The organism is Synechococcus sp. RS9916 (assembly GCF_000153825.1).
Lineage (GTDB): Bacteria > Cyanobacteriota > Cyanobacteriia > PCC-6307 > Cyanobiaceae > Synechococcus_C.
Map to the genome: position 1 here is coordinate 1,401,522 of NZ_DS022299.1, position 19,552 is coordinate 1,421,073.

Sequence of the window (19,552 nt, forward strand, 5' to 3'; positions counted from 1 at the left end):
GAATCCTTAGCATCGATCGCACCCAGACCCGTTGTGATGCAGTTCTCCCTTTCATCGGCCAGCCTCGAGAGCTGGACCGGCAGCGTGCTGGCCGTCGGCCTGGTGGAAAGCGATGCCAGCGGTCTGGTGGAGCAACTCGAGAGCCGCCTGGAGCTGGCGATCAAGCCCTGGCTGGAGCAGCGGCGCTTCAAGGGCAAGTCGGGAGAGGTGACCAGCCTGCAGGTGCTGAAGCCAGGGCTCTCCAGCCTGGTGTTCGTCGGTCTTGGCTCCGCTGAGAGCGTGACGCTGGAGACCCTGCGCGGCGCCGCGGCCAAGGCGGCCAAAGCAAGCCTGGGACAGGGGGACAGCCTGGGCCTGCTGCTGCCTTGGGGCAACCACGACAGTGCGGCCGTGGTTGCCGCCGCTGAAGCCGTGCGCCTGACCAGTTACAAGGATCAGCGCTTCCGCAGCGATGCCGAGCCCCACAACGTGCCCGAACGCATCGAGCTGCTGGGCCCCTGCCCAGCTGGCACGGAGGCCGCCTTGGCCGCTGTGGCACCGGTGTGCGCCGGTGTGGAACTGGCCCGCGAACTGGTGGCCGCCCCTCCCAACAGCCTCACCCCCGCCGCCATGGCGGACACCGCCGCTGCAATTGCGCGCGACTTCGGCCTGGAGCTCACCGTGCTGGAACGCAGTGACTGCGAACAGCGAGGCATGGGTGCCTTCCTCTCTGTGAGCAAGGGGTCTGACCTCGACCCCAAATTCATCCACCTCACCTATCGCGCCGAAGGACCGATTGATCGGCGCCTGGTGCTGGTGGGCAAAGGCCTGACCTTCGATTCCGGCGGTTACAACCTCAAGGTGGGGGCCGCTCAGATCCACATGATGAAGTACGACATGGGCGGCAGTGGCGCGGTGCTTGGCGCCATGCGGGCCTTGGCCGAACTGCGCCCTGCAGGCGTGGAGGTGCATGCGATCGTTGCCTCCTGCGAAAACATGGTGAATGGTTCTGCCGTCCACCCCGGCGACATCGTCACCGCCTCCAACGGCACCACCATCGAGATCAACAACACCGATGCGGAAGGGCGACTGACCCTCGCCGATGCCCTGGTGTACGCCAGCAAGCTGGAACCCGACGCGATTGTGGATCTGGCCACCCTCACCGGCGCCTGCGTGATTGCACTGGGTGAGGAGATCGCCGGCCTCTGGAGCCCGGACGACACCCTGGCGACAGCGCTGGGGAACGCGGCCGACCAGGCCGGAGAAGGTCTATGGCGCATGCCCCTCAAGGCCAGCTACCGCGATGGACTGAAGTCGCAGCTGGCCGATCTCAAGAACACCGGCCCCCGCCCCGGCGGTTCAATCACCGCAGCCCTGTTCCTGAAGGAATTCGTGGATGCCGGTATCCCCTGGGCCCATCTGGATATCGCCGGCACCGTCTGGAGTGACAAAGGACGCGGCATGGATCCGGCAGGGGCCACCGGCTATGGCGTGCGCACCCTGGTGAACTGGGTGACAGGCGGCGCGACCACCGCCGCCTAAATTCCAGCCACAACGGAGCAACGACCCCATGGCGTCCAGCCCCCTCCGCTGGTATGTGCGAGCCCAACTCGGCATCTTGCTGCTCCCCGCAGGCCTCTGCCTGTTCGGGGAAGCAGTGAGCCGTCGCACCCTGCAGATGGCCGGAGGGGACGGTGGCCCCTGGTGGTGGTACGGCACCCTCAGCCTGATCCTGATCAACGCCGGCGTGGGATTGATGATTGAGAGCGGCCTGCTGCGCGGCTATCCCAAGCGCCGGCAACCCCCCAGCCAGGACTGACCGAAAAGACCTCAACAGAAGCGGTCAGATCAAGACGCCGCCGCAGAAACCACCCGAGCATCACCGTCATGCACCTGGCCGAATGGCAGATCACCAGGGCACTCGAGCGCATGGATCTGCCAGCGTGCCCGGTCCGAGCAGGAGGTCAACACCCGATCGAGATCATCGGAGGCCTGCTTCGGAGAAGGGTACGGACCAACGTGACGGGTCACAAGACCGTCTTTGATGGTCAGCAGATACATACATCTCCCCTACAAATCACACCAGGATGGTAATCACTGGCCCCAGGGGTGAAAAGAGGGTAAAACCCGCACCTTCACTGAAAAGTTGATGAGCCAGCCCCCCAAACCGGCTTCAGATTTTCCTCAGATTCCTGTTGAAGAGTGCGGCAATTGATCAGCAATCGCTTACGTCCAACCGGGCCTAGACGCGCCCGAACTGTGCCCGGATGAACATTTGGTATCACCCGTCACGGATGAGACGCCCGGCGCTTAGGTAATTTGACTCAGTCGCGAGAGCGATGCGTCGATCAGGGGAGGAGCTGAGGGGCCCTCCTTTTTTTGTGCTCCTGGCTCTGGTGTCGCTGGCGTCTACGGGGCCTGGTTCAGCCAAGAATTGCCTGTGCGCGCCACCTTGCCCCATACCTGATCCAAGCGGCGGTCGCGGCCACAGGCGAAGCGGTAGTAGTTGTACTGGATCGGGTTGCGATCGGCGTAATTCTGGTGATAGTCCTCAGCAGGCCAGAAGCGCGCCGCAGGACGGATCTGCACCTTGAGGGCGTCAGCCGGCACCTGCAACTCCCGGGCCACGGCCGCCGCGCTTGTCTGAGCTGCTGCAACCTGGTCATCCCCATCGGTGAAGATCACAGGCCGATAGGAATCACCGCGATCGCAGAACTGGCCGTCACCATCGAGAGGATCCACATTGCGCCAGTAGTGACGCAGCAGGGTCGCGTAAGTGATCGCGCCGGAGTCGAAACGCACCCGCACCGACTCCTGGTGGCCCGTGGTCTCACCACTCACCTGCCGGTAGGTGGGGTTGTCGACATGGCCACCGCTGTAGCCGCTCTCCGCGGAAATCACACCGGGGACCGACTCCAGATCATGTTCAAGACACCAGAAACACCCACCGGCCAGCACCGCCTCCTGGGTGGCACCGGCCCAGGCGGCCGGCCCTCCTGCCAGTAACAGCGGCACCAGCAGCAGCGCAACAAAGAAGCGAATCATTGGGGGATCGAATCAAGAATTGCCGCCGCCGCCCGATCGGTGACACCAGGGGTGCCAAGCGTCTCGCGCAGGCGGCGGTAACCGTCATGCATCCGGGCACGACTCGGCCCATCGTCCAACAGGGGAATCGCCTGAGCCAGAAAGTCTTCCACGGTGAAGTCATCCTGCAGAAGCTCCGGCACCAACCGCTCCTTCAACAGCAGGTTCACCGGTGAGATGTGATCCACCTGGAAGCGAAGCAGATAACGCGCCACCCAAGCGGTCAGGCGACTGACGCGGTACCCCACCACCTGGGGGACGCCCTGGAGGGCCAACTCCAGATTCACGGTGCCTGATTTCCCAAGCGCCAGATCCGCGGCTGCGAACAGCACCGGCTTGAGGGCATCCGCGTCGGCCGCAGGGATCACCCGGCCCTTCACCCCAGCGGCTGCCAGGGCTTCCTCTAGAGGCTGTTCAAAACGACTCAGCCCCGCCGGCACCATCACCGCCAGGCCCGGGTCACGGGCCTGCAGGCGAGCTGCCACTTCAGCCAGCACCGGCATCAGGTAGCGCAACTCCTGAGGACGGGACGCCGGCAACAGCAGCAGCAGACGACCCTCCGGCTCAAGCCCGAGCTGACGACGCGCCTCCGCGCGGTCGGGCCGGTCGGCGGTGAGATCCAGCAACGGATGGCCCACCCAGGTGACCTCCGCGCCATGGGAGGCATAAAACGCCGCTTCCTCCGGGAAGATGGCCAGGATGCGATCGGTGAACTTCAGCAAGCTGCTGGTGCCGCCGTCATTCATACGCCAGGCCCATTCCTGGGGGGCGATGTAATAAGTGATCGGCACCTGCGGCAGTTGCCGCCGGAGGCGCTGTCCGAGGCGCACATTGGCCCCCATGTAGTCGATCAACACCACCGCATCCGGGGGGCGGGCCGTCAGTTCACGGTTCACCCGCGCCTGCAGCTTGAGGGTGGGAAGCACCAGGGGCAGCGCCTCCAGCAGACCGATCGAACCCAAGGGGGCCGTATCTGCGAGCAGCTCAGCGCCGGCGGCCTGCATGCGCGCCCCACCCAGCGCAATCACCTCCAGCGGCACCCCGCGCACGGCGGCCTGCCGGTGCAGAGCTGACACCAACAGGCTTCCCTGCAAATCACCGGAGACTTCACCGGTGCTGATCAGCACGCGCACCATCAGCGGCTGGCGGCGGGCATGGGACCACGACGGCCCTGGCCAATCGATGCCTCCAGGAAGCGGCAAAGGTGGTCCGCTGCAGGCAGCAGCTCCTGCTGTTGGGCCAGCTTGAGGCCTTCAGCAATCACATGATCCGAGCGGTAAAGCAGGGTCCAGATCTCCTGAAGCTGGCGCATCTCGCGCCCCTCATGGCTCTGGGCCATGCCGCTGCGGCGCAGGCCCACGCGGTTCAACCCACGCACCCGGCCGGGATGCCCTTCCACCAGGCAGTAGGGGGGCACATCCCGATCCACACGGGTCATGCCACCCACCATCGCCATGCTGCCGATATGAACGAACTGGTGGATACCCAGACAGCCGCCGATCACCGCCCTGTCTTCAATCACCACATGACCGGCCACCTGAATGGCGTTCGACATCACGATGTCGTTGCCCAGGGTGCAGAGGTGGCCCAGATGGCAGTAAGCCATCAACAGGTTGCGATCACCAATGCGGGTCACCTCCCCTTCATGGGTGCCGCGGTTGATGGTCACGCACTCGCGAATGGTGTTGTGGTCCCCAATCACCACTTCGGTGGGGGCACCGCGGTATTTCAAATCCTGAGGTTCCTGCCCCAGACAGGCGCCGGGAAAAATGCGGTTGTGGGCGCCGATCGTGAGCCGACCATCAAGCACCGCGTTCGGACCGATCCAGGTGTGGGCACCAATGCGCACCTCGGGGCCGACCACGGCACCAGGGCTGATCACCACACCCTCGGCCAGTTCGGCCTTGGGGTCGACGCAGGCCAGGGGATGCACCTGCGCAGGTTGACGGTCACTGATCGCTGAAGCTGCGTTCTCACTCATGGCCTTCAGTCCATCATCGAGAACATCAGGTCTCCGGAGCAGACCAGCTGACCATCCACGGTGGCCTCGGCTTTCACCTTGCCGAACCGCTTCCGCTTAAGGCTGACCAACTCGCAACTGATGCGCAGCTGATCACCGGGCACCACAGGCCTGCGGAAGCGAACACCATCAATTCCGGCGAACACAAACAGGCCATTGGGCAGATCGGGCATCTGCTTCACGATCAGGCCACCCACCTGGGCCATCGCTTCCACGATCAACACCCCGGGCATCAAAGGCCTGTCAGGGAAATGGCCCTGAAACTGGGGTTCATTGAGGGTGATGTTTTTGATCGCCACCGCACGCACGCCGGGCTCGTGCTCCAGCACCCGATCCACCAGAGCGAAGGGATAGCGATGGGGCAGCAACCCCATGATCTGCTCGCTGTTGAGGAGCGGTTCCGCGGGTGTGGTGGAAGCCTGGGTCAAGGGAATTCAGCTGGAGGACAGGGGAGTGGCAACGAGAGCGGCAGCCAGGTCGGTGTGCAGTCCATGGGAGCCCCGATAGACCAGCACCTGCGCCGAAGGCAAGCCAACCAGAGCCAGATCGCCAATCAAGTCGAGCAGCTTATGGCGCACCGGCTCATCATCGAACCTCAGGGGTGGATTGAGCCAGTGATCCCCGTCACAGACCAGGGCGTTATCAAGGGCTCCCCCCTGAATCAACCCGGCAGCGCGCAACTGCTCCACCTGCTCACGAAACCCGAAGGTGCGGGCCGGGGCGATCTCGCTCACGAACAGCTCCGGGGTAAGGGTGAGGCTGAACTGCTGACGACCAATCGCCGGCTGGGGGAAATCAATCGCGCCCACGACGCTGAACTGGTCGGCTGGAACGGCCGTGATCACACTGGAGCCCCGATGCTTCACCAGCGGCTGCTCCAGGCTGGGGCGCGGAACACGCGGCGATGCTGCAGGCACAAGGCCCACGTCCGCGATCGCCTCCACCCATCCCAGGGCCGAACCATCCAGGAGCGGCACCTCCGCACCACTCACCCGCAGCTCCGCATGGGTGATGCCCGTGCCCGCGAGGGCAGCCAGCAAATGCTCCACCGTGGCCAGACGACGCTCCCCGAAATCGAGGGTGGTGCAGAGCTGACTGTCGCGCACCTGACTGGGAGCCAGCTGCACGGGGGCACCACTGGACTCGTCGTCCCACGACACCCAGTACCCGGGGCGCTCGCTCGGCAGCAGCGTGACCGAGACATCCACACCACTGTGGAGGCCAACACCCGAGCGGGTGATGGCACCAGCAAGGGTCCAGGCGCCGTCGTAATCGACAGGCCAGATCTGCATCAGAACTTCCAGCCGACGCCGAGGTTGAAGCGCCAGTCACCGGTGAAGTCTTGGCTGGCGACCTCCAGTCGCAGCGGGCCCACAGGGGTGGTGACGATCACACCCGTACCGACCGAGAAACCGGAACCGGGCTTCTCCAGTAGTTGACCAGGCCTGCCGGGCACATTGGCTTGGGAGCCGAAATCGGTGCCGGCATCCGCAAAGATCTCACCGGAGAAGATGCTGATGATCGGGAAGCGGTATTCGATCGTGGCTTCACCGAAGCTGCGGCCCACGGCCAGATCGCAGTCATACCAACCACGCACGGAGTTGGAACCACCCAGACAGAACGCTTCGTAGGGGGGGAGCTGGCCAAGCACCGTGCCCGCCTTCAGCTGAATGCCGATCGCCTGCGGGCAGTTGGCCTTTTCACCGGGCTTGGGACGGCAGCCTTTGGCGATGCGCAACCAGTTGACCGGGATGAAGTGGGTGTAGGTGGTGCGAACACGGTTGAAGGTGGGGGAGTTCTCACCAACGGAGACGAACTGCTCCGTACCGAAACTGAAGAAGTTGCCCGACGTTGGGTTCCGCGGATCGTTGAGGTTGCTGTAGGTCGCAGCGAAACGCAGACCGGCCAGGTTGTTCTCCGTGGCGCAGTTGAAGGACACACACACAACCTCGTCGTTGGGGATGCGGTGGTCTTCGATGTTTCGGTTCGGGAGCGCGTAAACGCGGGAATCACCGTTGAAGTTGATCGGCCGCACGTTCTGCACGTTGAGGCCCACCAACACGTTCCAGGGAACGCTCTTGTAGGGATCACCGCCATTGAGGGGGCGGGCAAAGATCACATTGCCGCCGACCCGCTGGAGGGCCACGGAATCACCCTCGAACTCAAACCAACTGGTCTTGGGGAAGTCGTTATCGGCTTTGGTGACGCTCTTGAACTTGTCGGTGTTGAACGAGCTCGGGGGATTGGTGATCGAATAGGCGTACTGACCACCGTTGTCGGCGTAGTCGCGCAGGGTGAGGATGTTGCCGTTGTCCTGGCTCTGGAACACCTGAGGCACTTCACGGCTCAGGAACAGCGACGTGCGGAATGAGGTGCGGTGCTGATCGCCCTTGATCCAGGGATCGGTGAAGGTGAAGTTGGCCAGACCGCCGTACTGGCCGTAGGTGATATTGAGCGCGAGGTTCCAAGCCCGGCCCAGCAGGTTGGTGTCAGCCAACTGCACCTGACCGAACACACCCTGGCTCTGGCTGTACCCCAGACCACCCGAAAGAGAACCGGTCGACTGCTCGACGATGCCGAGGATGATGGTGACGCTGCCGGGCTCACCGGCCACGGGCTTGAGGGTCACCTTCACATCGCTGAACAGGGAAGTGCCGTAAAGACGCTTGAGGTCCCCTTCCAGCTGGGTGCGATTGAAGGGCTGACCCGGCTGGATCGAGATCTCGCGGGTCACCACCCAGGGCCGTGTCTTGCCCTTGATCGGCTCACCCTTGTCGTTGGTGGCCTCGCCCTCCTTGTTGAGGAACTGAACCTCAACACCAGCGACGGTGCCGATCACCACCTTGAGCTGCACCACCCCCTCAGGGCTGACGCGGCTCGGCCCTGACACCCGCGCCAGGGAATAGCCCTCCTTGGTGTACCAGCCCTGCAGCTCCTTCATGCGCAGCTGCAGCTCATTGAGGTTGAGCGTGCGGCCGTAATCAGAACTGAAGGTGTCAGCGATCACGCTGGCGGGGATTTTGGAATCCTCCGGCTCCAGCTCCACCTTGGTGAGCACCGGGTTCGGCACCACCTGCACTTGCAGCTTCACCCCCAGGGGGCCGTCAACGGGTTCGATCCGCACATCGGAGAACCAGCCGGTGGCGTAGATCGCATCCAGATCGAGCTTGAGCTGGTCGCGGGTGACGCGGCTGCCTGGGCGCACCCCCATGGCGTCATAGGCCGCCAGCTCAAGGCGCTCCTGCTCCGGATGGCCGGCAATGCCTTCGATCACCACCTCACTGATCAGCACCCTGGGCTGTTCCGGTGGCTGCTCCTGAATCGGTTGTGCGACTGGGTTAGCAGCAGGCGCTGGGGTCACCTCGAGGGAGTCCACCTCAGTGGCCTCCACCTGCTCGCCATCGGTCGAGGCATCGCCGTCCTCTGTAGAGCCCTCCAGCACATCCACGGTGATGGCTTCGGTCTCCGTGACCGTTTCGGCATCCGCTGATGCAGGACTCTCGTCCTGAGCGCGCACCGGAGCCGTGGCCAGAAGCGGCAGGGCCAGTGCCAGGCCCAGCGCCCCCTGCCGAACGGCGTCCTTGGTCCGGCTGGAGGAGAAGTTGACCATGAAAGGAGGAGGAGTCGGCCCAAAAGCCGCTAAGTCCTCGCGACCTTACCCGCAGTTGCGGGGGTTCGGGCAGGCCCCTTGGACCCGTTTGCAGACCTCCCCGTAGGCCTCGATCACCCCACCGAGATCTTGACGGAAACGATCCTTGTCGAGAATTCGCTCCTGGGGATCGGTCGTGCGCAGGTCCCACAGCCGGCAGGTGTCAGGACTGATCTCATCAGCCACCACCAGCTCCCCTGCGGTGTTGCAACCGAGTTCGAGCTTGAAATCCACCAGCTGAAGATCAAGGCTGCGGAAAAAGGGCACCAGGGCAGCGTTGACATGACGGGCCAGGCGCTCGATCGCCACGCGCTGTTCTGCAGTCACAAGTTGCAGCAACTCAAGACGGGCCTCGGTCAGCAAAGGATCACCGAAGGCATCGTCTTTGTAATAGAGGTCAAGCAGGGCTGGCTCCAGGCTGGTGCCAGGGGCAATCGGGGTTTGCTTGCAGAGCGATCCGGTGGCCACATTGCGCAGCACCACCTCCAGAGGGATCACCTCCACCTTCTGGACGGCCATCCAGGTCTCGTCCACCAGACCCAGATAGTGGGTCGGGATCCCGTCGCGTTCGAGCACCTCAAACAGGCGCGCTGAGATCTGACAGTTCAGGCGGCCTTTGTCTTCAATCTGCTCACGCTTGAGGGCATTAAATGCCGTGGCGTCGTTCTTGTACTCGACCAGCACCCGGTCGTCCTGATCGACGGCATACACACGCTTGGCCTTGCCCTCATAGAGCAGAGCACCGTGGGAGAGGGTCATGGATTCGCAGGCGTAACGGGACCAGCTGGCCCTGGCTTGATTGATTCTTCCAGGGAGGACTGCCCGGCCTGGTCCCGGGGGGAACGCAACTGGCGTTCCAGCTCGGCACGCTGACGGTCCTGCTCAGGGGACTCCGTCCCGTCCTGGAGCAGTTGCCAAAGGGTGTAACGGTCATCCACCCGGGTGGCCAACCGCTCCAAGCGGGCCCGCGGCCGTGCACCGTCGCCACCAGCATTGCGTTCCAAGCGCAATTGCAGCCGCAGCAATTCCTCTGCAAGCGCCCAGGCCTCCGCCGCTGCAGCCTGATCGAGAGCCGCTTCAATCAACTGGCTGGCATCGTGCTGACCGAGCATTTCCAGCCAACGGGCAGCGAGCCCCAAACGCTCCGCCGCCACCAGCCCTGGTGTCTGAGCACTGAGCGCCACAGCCGCCGCTCGATCGAGGCGCCCCAAAGCCGCTTCATGCAAAGCCAGTTGATCCAGGGCCGAACGGGTTAACGGCAGTCCAGCGTCGCTCTCTCCCACCTCCACCTGCAGTGCTTCCAGGCGCGAAAGATCGCCATCCGCAAGCCGACGCAGCGCCAGAACCGCAGCCTCGTGATCCAAGGCTGCAGATGCCGCTCGCCAAGACAGCAGCAACCACTCCTGCCGCTGGAGGCCGGGGCCAGGGCCGTAGCGCGTGAGCACCCGCCGCGCACTCCCGGGTGCGCGGCACGCCAACAACGCCCGAGCATTGGCGGTCACCACCGCAAACGGCTGCGGAGCCGGGGCCACCAGCATCAACCGCTCGCGCAGGTCACGCATCCGTTGGCCCAACCCGAAGCGGGCCGCATCGCGGCAGGCCCCATCCAGTTGAGCCAGATTCCCGCTCTCGAGCACCTGGAGATACTCCGCTTCCGCCATCGGTTGGCTCGGCGGCGGCGCCGCAGCTGCGGCTGGCTCCACAGGCAGGGGAGCGGCTGCCAGCAGCAGGGAGATGGAGAGGGAGGGAATCCCCATGGGGCAGCCGTTCAACAAAGATGGACGCAGATCGACCCAGGCGCTCGTGCCCGGCGATCCGCTCAAACCTAAGGGCCCTGCCCCGCCCGATTCGCTGCCATGGCCAACTCCGCTTCCGGTCTCCAGTCGCTTCCCGCCCTGCAGAGGGTGCTTGTGGTCGGCAGTGGTGGTCGGGAACATGCCCTGGGTTGGGCCTTGAGCCGCTGCCCGGGCATCGAAAAGGTGTGGGTCAGTCCGGGGAATGGCGGTGTTCCGGATCCCGCGTCAGCAGGCGACGCGGGCTACTGCCGCTTGACAATTGCCGAAAGCGATCACGCCGCACTGCTGGACCATTGCCGCAGCGCCTCGGTGGACCTCGTGGTGGTGGGCCCGGAAGCACCCCTGGCCGCCGGACTAGCGGATCACTTGCGGGATGCAGGGGTCGCCGTGTTCGGCCCGAGCGCCGATGGGGCCCAACTGGAAGCGAGCAAGGCCTGGGCCAAGCAACTGATGCAGGACGCCTCCATTCCCACCGCCGGCCATTGGTCGATCAGCAGTGCTGAGGAGGGTCTTGCCGTTCTTGAGCAGATTCAACGGCCCCTGGTGGTGAAAGCCGATGGCCTGGCGGCCGGCAAAGGCGTCACCGTTGCGACAAGCGTGGAGGAATCCGCCAACGCGATCCGCGAGGCTTTCGGCGGGCGATTCGGCTCGGCCGGGGAGCGGGTAGTGCTGGAGGAATGCCTGCAGGGACCGGAGGTGTCGGTGTTCGCTCTCTGCGACGGCGAGCGCATGGTGATCCTGCCGCCAGCCCAGGATCACAAGCGCCTGCTGGATGGGGATCAAGGCCCCAACACCGGCGGTATGGGGGCCTATGCGCCAGCCCCTTTGCTGGATGGCGAGGGCCTTGAAACCGTGCGTCAGCTTGTGCTGAAACCCACCCTCAAAGCGCTACGGGAGCGGGGCATCAATTATCGCGGCGTGATTTACGCGGGCTTGATGCTCACCCAAGACGGGCCCCAGGTGATCGAATACAACTGCCGGTTCGGGGACCCGGAGTGCCAGACCCTGATGCCACTGATGGGGCCGGAACTGGCCCAGGTGCTTCAGGCCTGCGCCCTCGGACGCCTCGATCTGGCCCCAAGCTTGACCATCGAGGCCGACTGCAGCGTCTGCGTGGTGGCCGCGGCGGCCGGCTATCCGGAGGCACCGCGCAAAGGCGATGCCATCCAGGTCGATCTGCAACCCGGCGCGAATCACCAGCTGTTCCACGCCGGCACGTGCCGCGATGACCAGGGCCGCTTGTTGAGCTCCGGTGGCCGGGTGCTGACGATGACCGCCCAAGGCACTGATTTCGATCAAGCCTTCGCCAGCGCGTACCAGGCTCTCGAGCAGGTGCGCTTCGATGGCATGCACTACCGCCGTGACATCGGCCATCAGGTGCGGCAGCCCTAGGCTCGCTGTCACGCACTGCGGCGGCGATGGTCTCCAGCAACCCACCTGCTTCTGAGCCCGCTGCAGAGGCTGCCCCGTCGTGGTGGCAGCGCTTCAGTGGCTGGTGGGCTGAATTCAGCCTTCAGACCAAACTCCTGGCCATTGCCACCCTGGTGGTGAGTCTGGTGATGACCGGCATCACCTTCTTTGCGCTCAACGGCATCCAACGGGATGCCGTGATGAACGACACGCGCTACGCCAGAGATCTTGGGCTGCTACTGGCGGGCAATGTCACCGAGCTGGTGGACCATGGCCATGATCGCGAGCTGGCCAATGTGGCCGAAAAGTTCTGGCGGTCCAGCACCAGCCTCCGCTACATCTTTTTCGCCGATCCCGAGGGTGTGGTCTATCTGGGCATCCCCATCAGCGGCAGTGCCGCCGGTGGCACCAGCGACCTACGCCTGAACCGCAGGCTGCAACTGCCGGCAGAGCTGCAGACCCGTCCCCAGAACCCTTTAGTGCGTCAACACCTGACCCCCCAGGGGAAGGTGACCGATGTCTTCGTTCCCCTGGTCCGCAATGGCCGCTATCTGGGCGTTCTGGCCCTGGGGGTCAATCCCAGCGAAACGGGCTTGGCCAGCGCGGCGCTCACGCGAGAAGTCACCGTGGCGGTGTTCATCTCCATCTGGGTTCTGGTGATCCTGGGGGCGGTGTTCAACGCCCTCACCATCACCCGCCCGGTGAAGGAATTGCTGCGGGGTGTCCGTCGCATCGCTCGAGGCGACTTCCAGACCCGCATTGGTCTTCCGGTGGGGGGCGAACTGGGCGAACTGCTCGATGGCTTCAACGCAATGGCCTCCCAGCTCCAGGCCTATGACGCCGCCAACATTGAGGAGCTGACCGCCGCGCAGGTTAAGCAGGCCTCCTTAATTGCCACCATGGCGGATGGAGCTGTGCTCCTGGATGCCCAGGGGCAGATCGTGCTGGCCAACCCCACAGCCCGCCGGTTGTTCCGCTGGGAAGGTCGCAAGCTCGAGGGGCAGGACTTCCTCGGTGAACTGCCGGAATTGCTCTCCGTCGAACTGCACAGCACCTTGGATGCCGTGCTGTGCAACTCCGCCGACAGCAACGAATTACGCAGCAGCGCCGGGGAGCCGCCCCGCACCCTGCGCTTTGTGTTCCAAGCGGTGCGCGATGCCAGCGGGGAAAGCCTGAAAGGCATCGCCGTCACCATTCAAGACCTCACCCGCGAAGTCGAACTCAACGCCGCCCAAAGTCGTTTCATCAGCAACGTCTCCCACGAACTGCGCACACCGCTGTTCAACATCAAGAGCTACGTCGAAACCCTGCATGATCTCGGTGATCAACTGAGTGCAGACGAGCAAAAAGAGTTTCTTGGCGTCGCCAATGACGAAACCGATCGGCTGACCCGCCTGGTCAACGATGTTCTCGACCTGTCCCGACTGGAGTCGGGCCGAGTGGTTCAGTTCGAACCCGTCAGTCTGCGGCCGGCGATGGAACAGACCCTGCGCACCTATCGGCTCAATGCCGAGGACCGCCAGGTGGACCTACGCCTGGAGGTGGCACCGGATCTGCCGGAAGTGCTGGGCAACTGGGATCTGATTCTGCAGGTGCTCGACAACCTGGTGGGCAACGCCCTCAAGTTCAGCCGACCGGGAGGGCCGCTCATGCTCCGGGCCTACGCCTGGCCCGACAGCTGCGAGGTGAAGGACCAGGCCATCGTGGGCAGTGAAGGCCCCACCTGCGCGCTCACCTCCCCTTTACCGAAGCTGCGCATTGAAATCGCCGACACCGGCTGTGGCATCAGTGAAGCGGATCAACAGCGTATCTTCGATCGGTTTTACAGAGTCGAAAACGCTGTGCACACCGAAGTGGGGACAGGCCTCGGACTCTCGATCGTGCGCGGAATCATCGAGAAACACGGCAGCCAGGTGTTCATGGTCAGCGAACCCGACGTCGGCACCACCTTCTGGTTCGACCTTCCCTTAGCCGCTGCCGACCAGGACGAGCTGGCGCTTCAAGCGGAACGCCAGAACCGACGGCAACAGGCCGACCTCGAAGAGCAACTCAGCTCCTGAGGGCCATCAGGCGTCGGGATTCACACCGCGGACAATCCGCGACAGCTCGCTGCGCTCATCGGTGGTGATCCGGTGCGGAACACCACTAATGATGCGCTCGAAGTTAGAGAAGGAGTCCTTGATCTCCGGACCATTGCCCGTGATCACGAATTCACGGATGCCTTTGTCGTGCCAAGAGCCACGCATCTTGAACACGTTGAGAGCACGAGCCATCTCACCGTGGATCTCCACGTACTGAAGCATCAAGATCGTGTCGGTGATGGTGGAAATATGAGAGTCGGTAATCGAATGACTCCCCATAAATTCCTCCGATGTGTTCGTAAAGAAACCAGCGATTTCTTCCTGCTTGGCATACCCAGTGACCCCGATCACAAACTGGCGGAAGGCGTTATGGCTTACACCTCGGGCAAGAGCCGATAGAGAGTCGATCGCCATCCGAGACGGCTTGAACTGATTGATCTCCGTCTTGATGATCTGGAGGTGATCCTCAAGGCCCGTGGATTCGGGATAGGCACAGATAATCTTCAGCAGCCCATCCTGCTCCATCTGCTCAAAATCAATTCCCCAACTTGTGGCGTTGCGCAGCAACTGGGCCCGCGACTCCTCATAGGCAAAGAGGATGGCTCGCTCCTTATTGCGGCAGGCATCCTCAATGAATTTCGACACCAGCAAGGTCTTGCCCGTACCGGTGGCGCCGGTGGCCAGAATGATCGAATCCTTGAAGAATCCTCCGCCACACATATCGTCGAGTCGCTGCACGCCTGAGCTGACGCGCACGTTGGACGACCGCTGCGTCAGACGCATGGCCCCAAGTGGGAAGATGCTGATGCCGTGGGCGCCCATGGTGAAGGGAAACTCACCCTTCATGTGCGTGGTACCGCGCAGCTTGAGGATTTCAACCGTGCGGCGACGGCGCTCACCCTCCAGCACATTGCGGAGAATCACGACATTGTCGGACACGAATTCCTCAACCCCATAACGGGCAATGGGGCCGTATTCATCAATGCGCTCGGTGGTCATCACCGTGGTGACCCCGATTTCCTTGAGACGGGCAATCAGCCGGAAGATCTCGCGTCGCACCACGAACACAGCGTCATACTGCTGGAACACAGCCGTGATCGAGTCAATGGCCACCCGCTTGGCCTTGTATTTGCGGATGGCGTAATTAATGCGCTCAATCAGGCCTGAGAGGTCAAAACTACCGGCAACATCCTGACCATCAGGATCCGGAGAGGCGTCGAGGATGAAGAGCTTATCCTGCTCCACCATCTCCTGAAGATTCCAGCCAAAACTGGCCGCATTGCGAAGAATATCGAGCGGCGACTCTTCAAACGTGACAAAAATCCCAGGCTCATCGAAATGGGCGATGCCGTTGTGCAGAAAATGCAGCGAAAAAACCGTTTTTCCTGTGCCAGAGGTGCCGCTGATCAGCGTGCTACGCCCAATCGGCAAACCGCCATGGCAGACATCATCAAAGCCCTCGATCCCTGTCGGGAGCTTCTGAACCTGCATCTGAGGAGAGCCCGTGGATCCTGAGATCTTCATGACGTCACTGGATTACTCGAACGTTAATCAGAGGAAAGAGACTTGGCCGAATGACCACGAATCGTCTTAAGAATCTGTCGACACCATGTCTTCATCTGACAACGAATCCCTGAATGAAGAACCCAGTCCGGAGTCGGTCAACTCGTCATAGAGAAGATCGAGACCAATCAGGACTCGCTCACGGTCGGAGAGATCGCCGATAATTCGCCGCACGGGCGGCGGCAAAATCTTCGAAAGCGTCGGCGTCGCAAGAATCTTGTCTTCCTCCGCCAGCTGAGGATTCTTGAGAACGTCAATCACCTTGAGGGCGTACACACCCTTGAACTCAGTCTCAAGAATGTTGCGCAGGGTTTTCAACGCCCGCATGGAGTTGGGGGTATTCCCCGCCACATAGAGCTTGAGGATGTAAGTCTTGCGTGGGCTCATGACGACACCACCTCCTCACCGAACTGCTCAGACCGAGCCAATTGAGACTCTGTCGGAATGGAACGGCGATACATCTCACAGAGATGGGCCATCACATCCAGCAGTGCCAAGCGGTAGTCCTGCAGAAAATCGTTCTTGTGCCCTTCAAGTCTGAGCTTCTTCCAGAAATCGTCAATCAAGTTCATGTGAATTTCCACAGCTCTTGTAATTGGCAGGTCACCAAAGAAGGCAGTATTCACGAAGCTTTCGAGAGCCTGGTTCGCCGCCGCTGGATCCCGGAAATAGCTGAGCAACAGATCGCGATAAGTGCGCTCCAACGACTTCAACAATTCCTCCTGCTCGCCAGGGGGAAGACGACTGAGAAAACGCGAGGGATCGCGTTTGTAAAACACACCGAGGTAACCGAGGCGCTCCTGCAGTCGGCTGGTCAGCCGCCAGGCACTGGCTTCCACCAACACACCGCCTTCCACATCCAGGGCTTGGCCTTCCCCATGCAGTTCTTCCTTTTGCCCATGACGGAGGAAGCGTGAGATGGCCGCATCAACGTTGTAACCGAGTTGCTCCAGCTGATCGGCCGGAAGATGCACCTCTTCTGGGTGGTAGTCCACCCGACCCATCACCTCTCCCACAACCACAGCCGGGAAGAGCAACCCTGCCTCCAGCAGAGAGCGACGCAGATCCGGCTCCAGCAGCGACTGCTCAATCACCACCGCATCCACCGCTTCGCGCTGCTGCTCAAGAGCCGCCTGAAAGTCGGTGACGCCCCCCGTCAAGCCAAGGTCAACAACGGTGTAACGGTTCTCGGGCAACCACGACCGGCAGGCGGGCAGCAGCTTCGGGCTTTTCAGCAGCAAGGCAATGGCGAGGGCCGGACCATTCATCCTGCGCGGGAGGCTCTTGATCTGATCTTGACGAAAGGGAAAGCAAAGGTGGAAGATCTTTGTTTGTCTTTCGATTGCGGGTCAGGCCGAATCGAGACGCGTCGCTCAGAACCAATTCACTGGTTTGGCAACGACTGATCTCGAGCCTGAACGCGTCACTTTTTCTCCATGGCAGATCCCAGTAACGAGACCTACGCGATTGTTGAGGCCTCAGGTCAGCAGTTCTGGCTGCAGCCCAACCGCTATTACGACCTCGACCGTCTTCAGGCCGGCGTTGACGAGACCGTGACTCTCGAGAACGTTCTTCTGGTGAAGGACGCCAAAGGCACCACCCTTGGCCAGCCTTACGTCAAAGACGCCACCGTTGAGCTGAAGGTGATGGATCACCGCCGCGGCCCGAAGGTGATCGTTTACAAAATGCGCCCCAAGAAGAAGACCCGCCGCAAGAATGGTCATCGTCAGGAGCTGACCCGCGTGATGGTTCAGTCCATCAAGGTCGGCGGCAAGGCCATCGGCTGAGCTCCTCCAGCACCTCTTCTCCACTCATCCGACCCCGACATTTCTCATGGCACATAAAAAAGGCACAGGCTCAACACGGAACGGACGCGACTCCAATTCCAAGCGCCTTGGCGTGAAGGCTTACGGCGGCGAAACCGTGACCGCAGGTTCGATCCTGATCCGTCAACGCGGCACCGCCGTTTTGCCCGGTCTGAATGTTGGCCAGGGCAAAGACGACACCCTGTTCGCTCTGACCGACGGCGTTGTCACGTTCGAGACCATCAAGCGCGGCCTTCGCACCCGCAAGCGCATCAGCGTGGCCACCGCCGGCTGATTGAGGCCCGGAGCGATCACGTCGATCCTGAGGCGGAGCTCTAACGCACTTCGCCACCTGCAACCTCAGCACCTCGCGGTGCTGAGGTTTTTTGTTGTCAGAGCGGCCGGTAAGCCCTGGTGGTGATCAGGAAGGGGTGAAACACCTCGAGGAAACGGGTCTGCAGGGTGCGGAAGAAAGCATCCACCAGCGCCGGGTCATCGAAATGGAAGGGATATTCACCGTTGTGTCCCTTGAAGAAATACCAGTTCAGAAGAGCGGTGGCGCCGGGCGCCATCGCGGCATGAAAGCACTCCAACTGATCCGAGGGATGGGGGAGATGCTCCAACACGTCGAGGCACACCACTGTGTCGAAACGCTGCCCCTCACAGCTCTCAAGATCTCGATGCACCGACAGGCGGTCCGCCAGGCCAAGGGCTTTGGCGCGGTCGGCAACAAACGCCCGGTTGTGGGGATTGAGGTCGACAAACCAGACGTGGTCGACAGACGGCAATGCGGCAGCCGCCAACGCATGGGTGCCAATGCCACCACCGAAATCGAGCACCTGGCCACGGGCAAATTGCTGCTGAAGGCGAAGGGTGTCAGCGATGTAATCCGCGCTACTCAGATGCCAAGCCGCCAGCTCCAACAGGTGACCGGTCCCCACCGTGTCTTCATAGAAGCCGGTGGCATCGTCCGCTTGGAAGGCGCCCGGATGGAGAGCCGCCAGGTCGTCCGTACTGCGGGCGAGACGAGTTTCCACCTCATCGAGGGGGAGGGACAGATAGGCGCTGAGGTGGTCCTTGACGGCCAGGCCGTCGTGAAGGAAGGCCGCCACATCCACGCTGCTGGATAGAAGCTGTTGCATGGTCTGGTCTCACGCCGCGGCCAACCTACCGGTCAGCTCGAGCTGGCACAGTCATGCCAGATGGGCGCACGCGCTGGTGGACTCTCCTTGCGGCTTCGTAGTGATCGATAAGCCGGCAGGGCTCACCTCCCACAACTGTGTGAGCAGGTTGCGGCGTTGCTTCGGGCTGAAACGCGTGGGCCACGGTGGCACCCTCGATCCGGCTGTGACCGGCGTGCTGCCCATCGCCCTCGGCCCCGCCACCCGGCTGCTCCCCTACCTCCCCGGCGAGAAGACCTATCAGGGCAGCATCCAGCTGGGCCTAACCACCAACACCGACGACCTTGAGGGCGAACAGCTGAGCAGCCAACCCTGGCCGCAACTCAGCGCAGCAGACCTGGAGGACGCTCTGGACTCCTTTCGCGGAGCCATCCAGCAACGGCCTCCCCAGGTCTCAGCCGTGCATGTGGATGGCGTGCGGGCCCATGCGCGCGCGCGACGCGGCGAACAGATGGAGTTGCCTGCCCGCCCCGTCACCCTTCACCGGCTGGAACTTCTCGGCTGGGATGCAGATCAGGGACGCCTTGCCCTGGAAGTGCATTGTTCCTCAGGCACCTACATCCGCTCGTTGGCCCGTGATCTGGGAGAACGGCTGGGCTGCGGAGGCTGCTTGGCCAACCTGCGCCGGGTGCAGGCCCTTGGCTTCCAGATCGATCAGGCCAGTGACCTGCCCGACTGGCCCGAGGATGGGCCGTTGGAGCCAGCCGCACGGCCACCGATCCTGGCGCCCCAAAACGCTCTGAACCATCTGGTTCAACACCCGGCCACGGGCCCACAGATCGAGGACTGGCGCTGCGGGCGAAGACTGACCCTGCCCGACGGGCTCGGCACGCTCGGGGAACCGGTGGTGGTGCTGGGAGACAACGACGTGATGCTCGGCCTGGGACTTCTGGAAGTCGATCAGCAACTGCGCCCCAAGGTGGTGTTCGACGCTCGCGGCTGATCAAGCTGACCAGGCAGGCATCCTGCCGGTACCCTGCCTTC

Annotated in this window: 20 protein-coding genes; 7 read left to right on the forward strand and 13 right to left on the reverse strand. The window is 62.7% G+C overall.

From position 1 onward, the window contains the following. The first annotated feature begins 36 nt into the window (after positions 1-36). Both RS9916_RS07670 and RS9916_RS07675 read left to right on the forward strand, forming a co-directional pair. Positions 37-1,521 (forward strand): leucyl aminopeptidase, encoded by a 1,485-nt coding sequence (locus RS9916_RS07670; protein WP_007098769.1) that lies wholly within the window; start codon positions 37-39, stop codon positions 1,519-1,521. Positions 1,522-1,549: 28 nt separating this feature from the next. Further along, a complete protein-coding gene (locus RS9916_RS07675; RefSeq protein WP_007098770.1) occupies positions 1,550-1,798 on the forward strand; it encodes a hypothetical protein in 249 nt (82 codons plus the stop codon). Positions 1,799-1,827: 29 nt separating this feature from the next. Here RS9916_RS07675 and RS9916_RS07680 read toward each other — a convergent pair whose 3' ends face one another. The 9 genes from RS9916_RS07680 to RS9916_RS07720 form a co-directional block, all read right to left on the reverse strand. Then, on the reverse strand, positions 1,828-2,040 hold the full coding sequence (locus RS9916_RS07680; protein WP_007098772.1) for a hypothetical protein: 213 nt from the start codon (positions 2,038-2,040) through the stop codon (positions 1,828-1,830). Positions 2,041-2,388: 348 nt separating this feature from the next. Beyond that, entirely contained in the window at positions 2,389-3,024 is a 636-nt protein-coding gene (msrA, locus tag RS9916_RS07685) for a peptide-methionine (S)-S-oxide reductase MsrA (protein ID WP_007098773.1), read from the reverse strand. Then, positions 3,021-4,199, reverse strand: a complete 1,179-nt coding sequence (gene lpxB, locus RS9916_RS07690) for a lipid-A-disaccharide synthase (RefSeq protein ID WP_007098774.1) — start codon at positions 4,197-4,199, stop codon at positions 3,021-3,023. Before lpxB ends, msrA begins: the two co-directional genes overlap by 4 nt. Beyond that, a complete protein-coding gene (lpxA, locus tag RS9916_RS07695) occupies positions 4,199-5,044 on the reverse strand; it encodes an acyl-ACP--UDP-N-acetylglucosamine O-acyltransferase (RefSeq protein WP_007098775.1) in 846 nt (281 codons plus the stop codon). Before lpxA ends, lpxB begins: the two co-directional genes overlap by 1 nt. Before the next feature lie 5 nt (positions 5,045-5,049). Beyond that, positions 5,050-5,457 (reverse strand): 3-hydroxyacyl-ACP dehydratase FabZ, encoded by a 408-nt coding sequence (gene fabZ, locus RS9916_RS07700; RefSeq protein WP_050752313.1) that lies wholly within the window; start codon positions 5,455-5,457, stop codon positions 5,050-5,052. A gap of 60 nt (positions 5,458-5,517) precedes the next feature. Then, a complete protein-coding gene (gene lpxC / locus RS9916_RS07705) occupies positions 5,518-6,375 on the reverse strand; it encodes a UDP-3-O-acyl-N-acetylglucosamine deacetylase (protein ID WP_007098777.1) in 858 nt (285 codons plus the stop codon). After that, complete coding sequence (locus RS9916_RS07710) at positions 6,375-8,693, reverse strand: BamA/TamA family outer membrane protein (RefSeq protein ID WP_007098778.1); 2,319 nt, start codon at positions 8,691-8,693, stop codon at positions 6,375-6,377. The genes lpxC and RS9916_RS07710 overlap by 1 nt, the downstream gene beginning before the upstream one ends. 45 nt (positions 8,694-8,738) lie before the next feature. Then, positions 8,739-9,491, reverse strand: a complete 753-nt coding sequence (gene purC / locus RS9916_RS07715; RefSeq protein ID WP_007098779.1) for a phosphoribosylaminoimidazolesuccinocarboxamide synthase — start codon at positions 9,489-9,491, stop codon at positions 8,739-8,741. After that, positions 9,488-10,489, reverse strand: coding sequence for a hypothetical protein (locus RS9916_RS07720; RefSeq protein ID WP_038023471.1), 1,002 nt, complete (start codon positions 10,487-10,489; stop codon positions 9,488-9,490). Before RS9916_RS07720 ends, purC begins: the two co-directional genes overlap by 4 nt. 99 nt (positions 10,490-10,588) lie before the next feature. Between RS9916_RS07720 and purD the strand changes: the two genes are divergently transcribed. Both purD and RS9916_RS07730 read left to right on the forward strand, forming a co-directional pair. Further along, complete coding sequence (gene purD, locus RS9916_RS07725) at positions 10,589-11,920, forward strand: phosphoribosylamine--glycine ligase (protein WP_007098781.1); 1,332 nt, start codon at positions 10,589-10,591, stop codon at positions 11,918-11,920. Positions 11,921-11,946: 26 nt separating this feature from the next. Beyond that, positions 11,947-13,998 carry an ATP-binding protein gene (locus RS9916_RS07730; protein ID WP_007098782.1) on the forward strand — a complete coding sequence of 684 codons (2,052 nt, stop codon included), beginning with the start codon at positions 11,947-11,949 and terminating at the stop codon, positions 13,996-13,998. A gap of 6 nt (positions 13,999-14,004) precedes the next feature. On the opposite strand, the gene kaiC is transcribed toward RS9916_RS07730, so the two are convergent. The 3 genes from kaiC to RS9916_RS07745 form a co-directional block, all read right to left on the reverse strand. After that, the gene (gene kaiC, locus RS9916_RS07735; RefSeq protein ID WP_007098783.1) at positions 14,005-15,543 is read right to left on the reverse strand and encodes a circadian clock protein KaiC; all 1,539 of its coding nucleotides are present in this window, start codon (positions 15,541-15,543) and stop codon (positions 14,005-14,007) included. Between the two features lie 66 nt (positions 15,544-15,609). Then, on the reverse strand, positions 15,610-15,969 hold the full coding sequence (kaiB, locus tag RS9916_RS07740) for a circadian clock protein KaiB (RefSeq protein WP_007098784.1): 360 nt from the start codon (positions 15,967-15,969) through the stop codon (positions 15,610-15,612). Next, a complete protein-coding gene (locus RS9916_RS07745) occupies positions 15,966-16,850 on the reverse strand; it encodes a circadian clock protein KaiA (RefSeq protein WP_007098785.1) in 885 nt (294 codons plus the stop codon). Before RS9916_RS07745 ends, kaiB begins: the two co-directional genes overlap by 4 nt. Positions 16,851-17,018: 168 nt before the next feature. Here RS9916_RS07745 and rplU point away from each other — a divergent pair, with 168 nt between their 5' ends. Next, entirely contained in the window at positions 17,019-17,369 is a 351-nt protein-coding gene (gene rplU, locus RS9916_RS07750; RefSeq protein ID WP_007098786.1) for a 50S ribosomal protein L21, read from the forward strand. Positions 17,370-17,415: 46 nt separating this feature from the next. Then, positions 17,416-17,682 (forward strand): 50S ribosomal protein L27, encoded by a 267-nt coding sequence (gene rpmA / locus RS9916_RS07755; RefSeq protein WP_007098787.1) that lies wholly within the window; start codon positions 17,416-17,418, stop codon positions 17,680-17,682. 97 nt (positions 17,683-17,779) lie between these two features. On the opposite strand, the gene RS9916_RS07760 is transcribed toward rpmA, so the two are convergent. Next, positions 17,780-18,529 (reverse strand): bifunctional 2-polyprenyl-6-hydroxyphenol methylase/3-demethylubiquinol 3-O-methyltransferase UbiG, encoded by a 750-nt coding sequence (locus tag RS9916_RS07760; protein WP_007098788.1) that lies wholly within the window; start codon positions 18,527-18,529, stop codon positions 17,780-17,782. Between the two features lie 76 nt (positions 18,530-18,605). Between RS9916_RS07760 and truB the strand changes: the two genes are divergently transcribed. Next, entirely contained in the window at positions 18,606-19,511 is a 906-nt protein-coding gene (gene truB, locus RS9916_RS07765; protein ID WP_038024357.1) for a tRNA pseudouridine(55) synthase TruB, read from the forward strand. The last annotated feature ends 41 nt before the right edge of the window (positions 19,512-19,552 follow it).

Excerpts from the sequence above, each read along its gene's own strand:
- RS9916_RS07670 (WP_007098769.1), top strand. The coding sequence starts at position 37 with ATGCAGTTCTCCCTTTCATCGGCCAGCCTCGAGAGCTGGACCGGCAGC.
- RS9916_RS07675 (WP_007098770.1), top strand. The coding sequence starts at position 1,550 with ATGGCGTCCAGCCCCCTCCGCTGGTATGTGCGAGCCCAACTCGGCATC.
- RS9916_RS07680 (WP_007098772.1), bottom strand. The coding sequence starts at position 2,040 with ATGTATCTGCTGACCATCAAAGACGGTCTTGTGACCCGTCACGTTGGT.
- msrA (WP_007098773.1), bottom strand. The coding sequence starts at position 3,024 with ATGATTCGCTTCTTTGTTGCGCTGCTGCTGGTGCCGCTGTTACTGGCA.
- lpxB (WP_007098774.1), bottom strand. The coding sequence starts at position 4,199 with ATGGTGCGCGTGCTGATCAGCACCGGTGAAGTCTCCGGTGATTTGCAG.
- lpxA (WP_007098775.1), bottom strand. The coding sequence starts at position 5,044 with ATGAGTGAGAACGCAGCTTCAGCGATCAGTGACCGTCAACCTGCGCAG.
- fabZ (WP_050752313.1), bottom strand. The coding sequence starts at position 5,457 with ATGGGGTTGCTGCCCCATCGCTATCCCTTCGCTCTGGTGGATCGGGTG.
- lpxC (WP_007098777.1), bottom strand. The coding sequence starts at position 6,375 with ATGCAGATCTGGCCTGTCGATTACGACGGCGCCTGGACCCTTGCTGGT.
- RS9916_RS07710 (WP_007098778.1), bottom strand. The coding sequence starts at position 8,693 with ATGGTCAACTTCTCCTCCAGCCGGACCAAGGACGCCGTTCGGCAGGGG.
- purC (WP_007098779.1), bottom strand. The coding sequence starts at position 9,491 with ATGACCCTCTCCCACGGTGCTCTGCTCTATGAGGGCAAGGCCAAGCGT.
- RS9916_RS07720 (WP_038023471.1), bottom strand. The coding sequence starts at position 10,489 with ATGGGGATTCCCTCCCTCTCCATCTCCCTGCTGCTGGCAGCCGCTCCC.
- purD (WP_007098781.1), top strand. The coding sequence starts at position 10,589 with ATGGCCAACTCCGCTTCCGGTCTCCAGTCGCTTCCCGCCCTGCAGAGG.
- RS9916_RS07730 (WP_007098782.1), top strand. The coding sequence starts at position 11,947 with ATGGTCTCCAGCAACCCACCTGCTTCTGAGCCCGCTGCAGAGGCTGCC.
- kaiC (WP_007098783.1), bottom strand. The coding sequence starts at position 15,543 with ATGAAGATCTCAGGATCCACGGGCTCTCCTCAGATGCAGGTTCAGAAG.
- kaiB (WP_007098784.1), bottom strand. The coding sequence starts at position 15,969 with ATGAGCCCACGCAAGACTTACATCCTCAAGCTCTATGTGGCGGGGAAT.
- RS9916_RS07745 (WP_007098785.1), bottom strand. The coding sequence starts at position 16,850 with ATGAATGGTCCGGCCCTCGCCATTGCCTTGCTGCTGAAAAGCCCGAAG.
- rplU (WP_007098786.1), top strand. The coding sequence starts at position 17,019 with ATGGCAGATCCCAGTAACGAGACCTACGCGATTGTTGAGGCCTCAGGT.
- rpmA (WP_007098787.1), top strand. The coding sequence starts at position 17,416 with ATGGCACATAAAAAAGGCACAGGCTCAACACGGAACGGACGCGACTCC.
- RS9916_RS07760 (WP_007098788.1), bottom strand. The coding sequence starts at position 18,529 with ATGCAACAGCTTCTATCCAGCAGCGTGGATGTGGCGGCCTTCCTTCAC.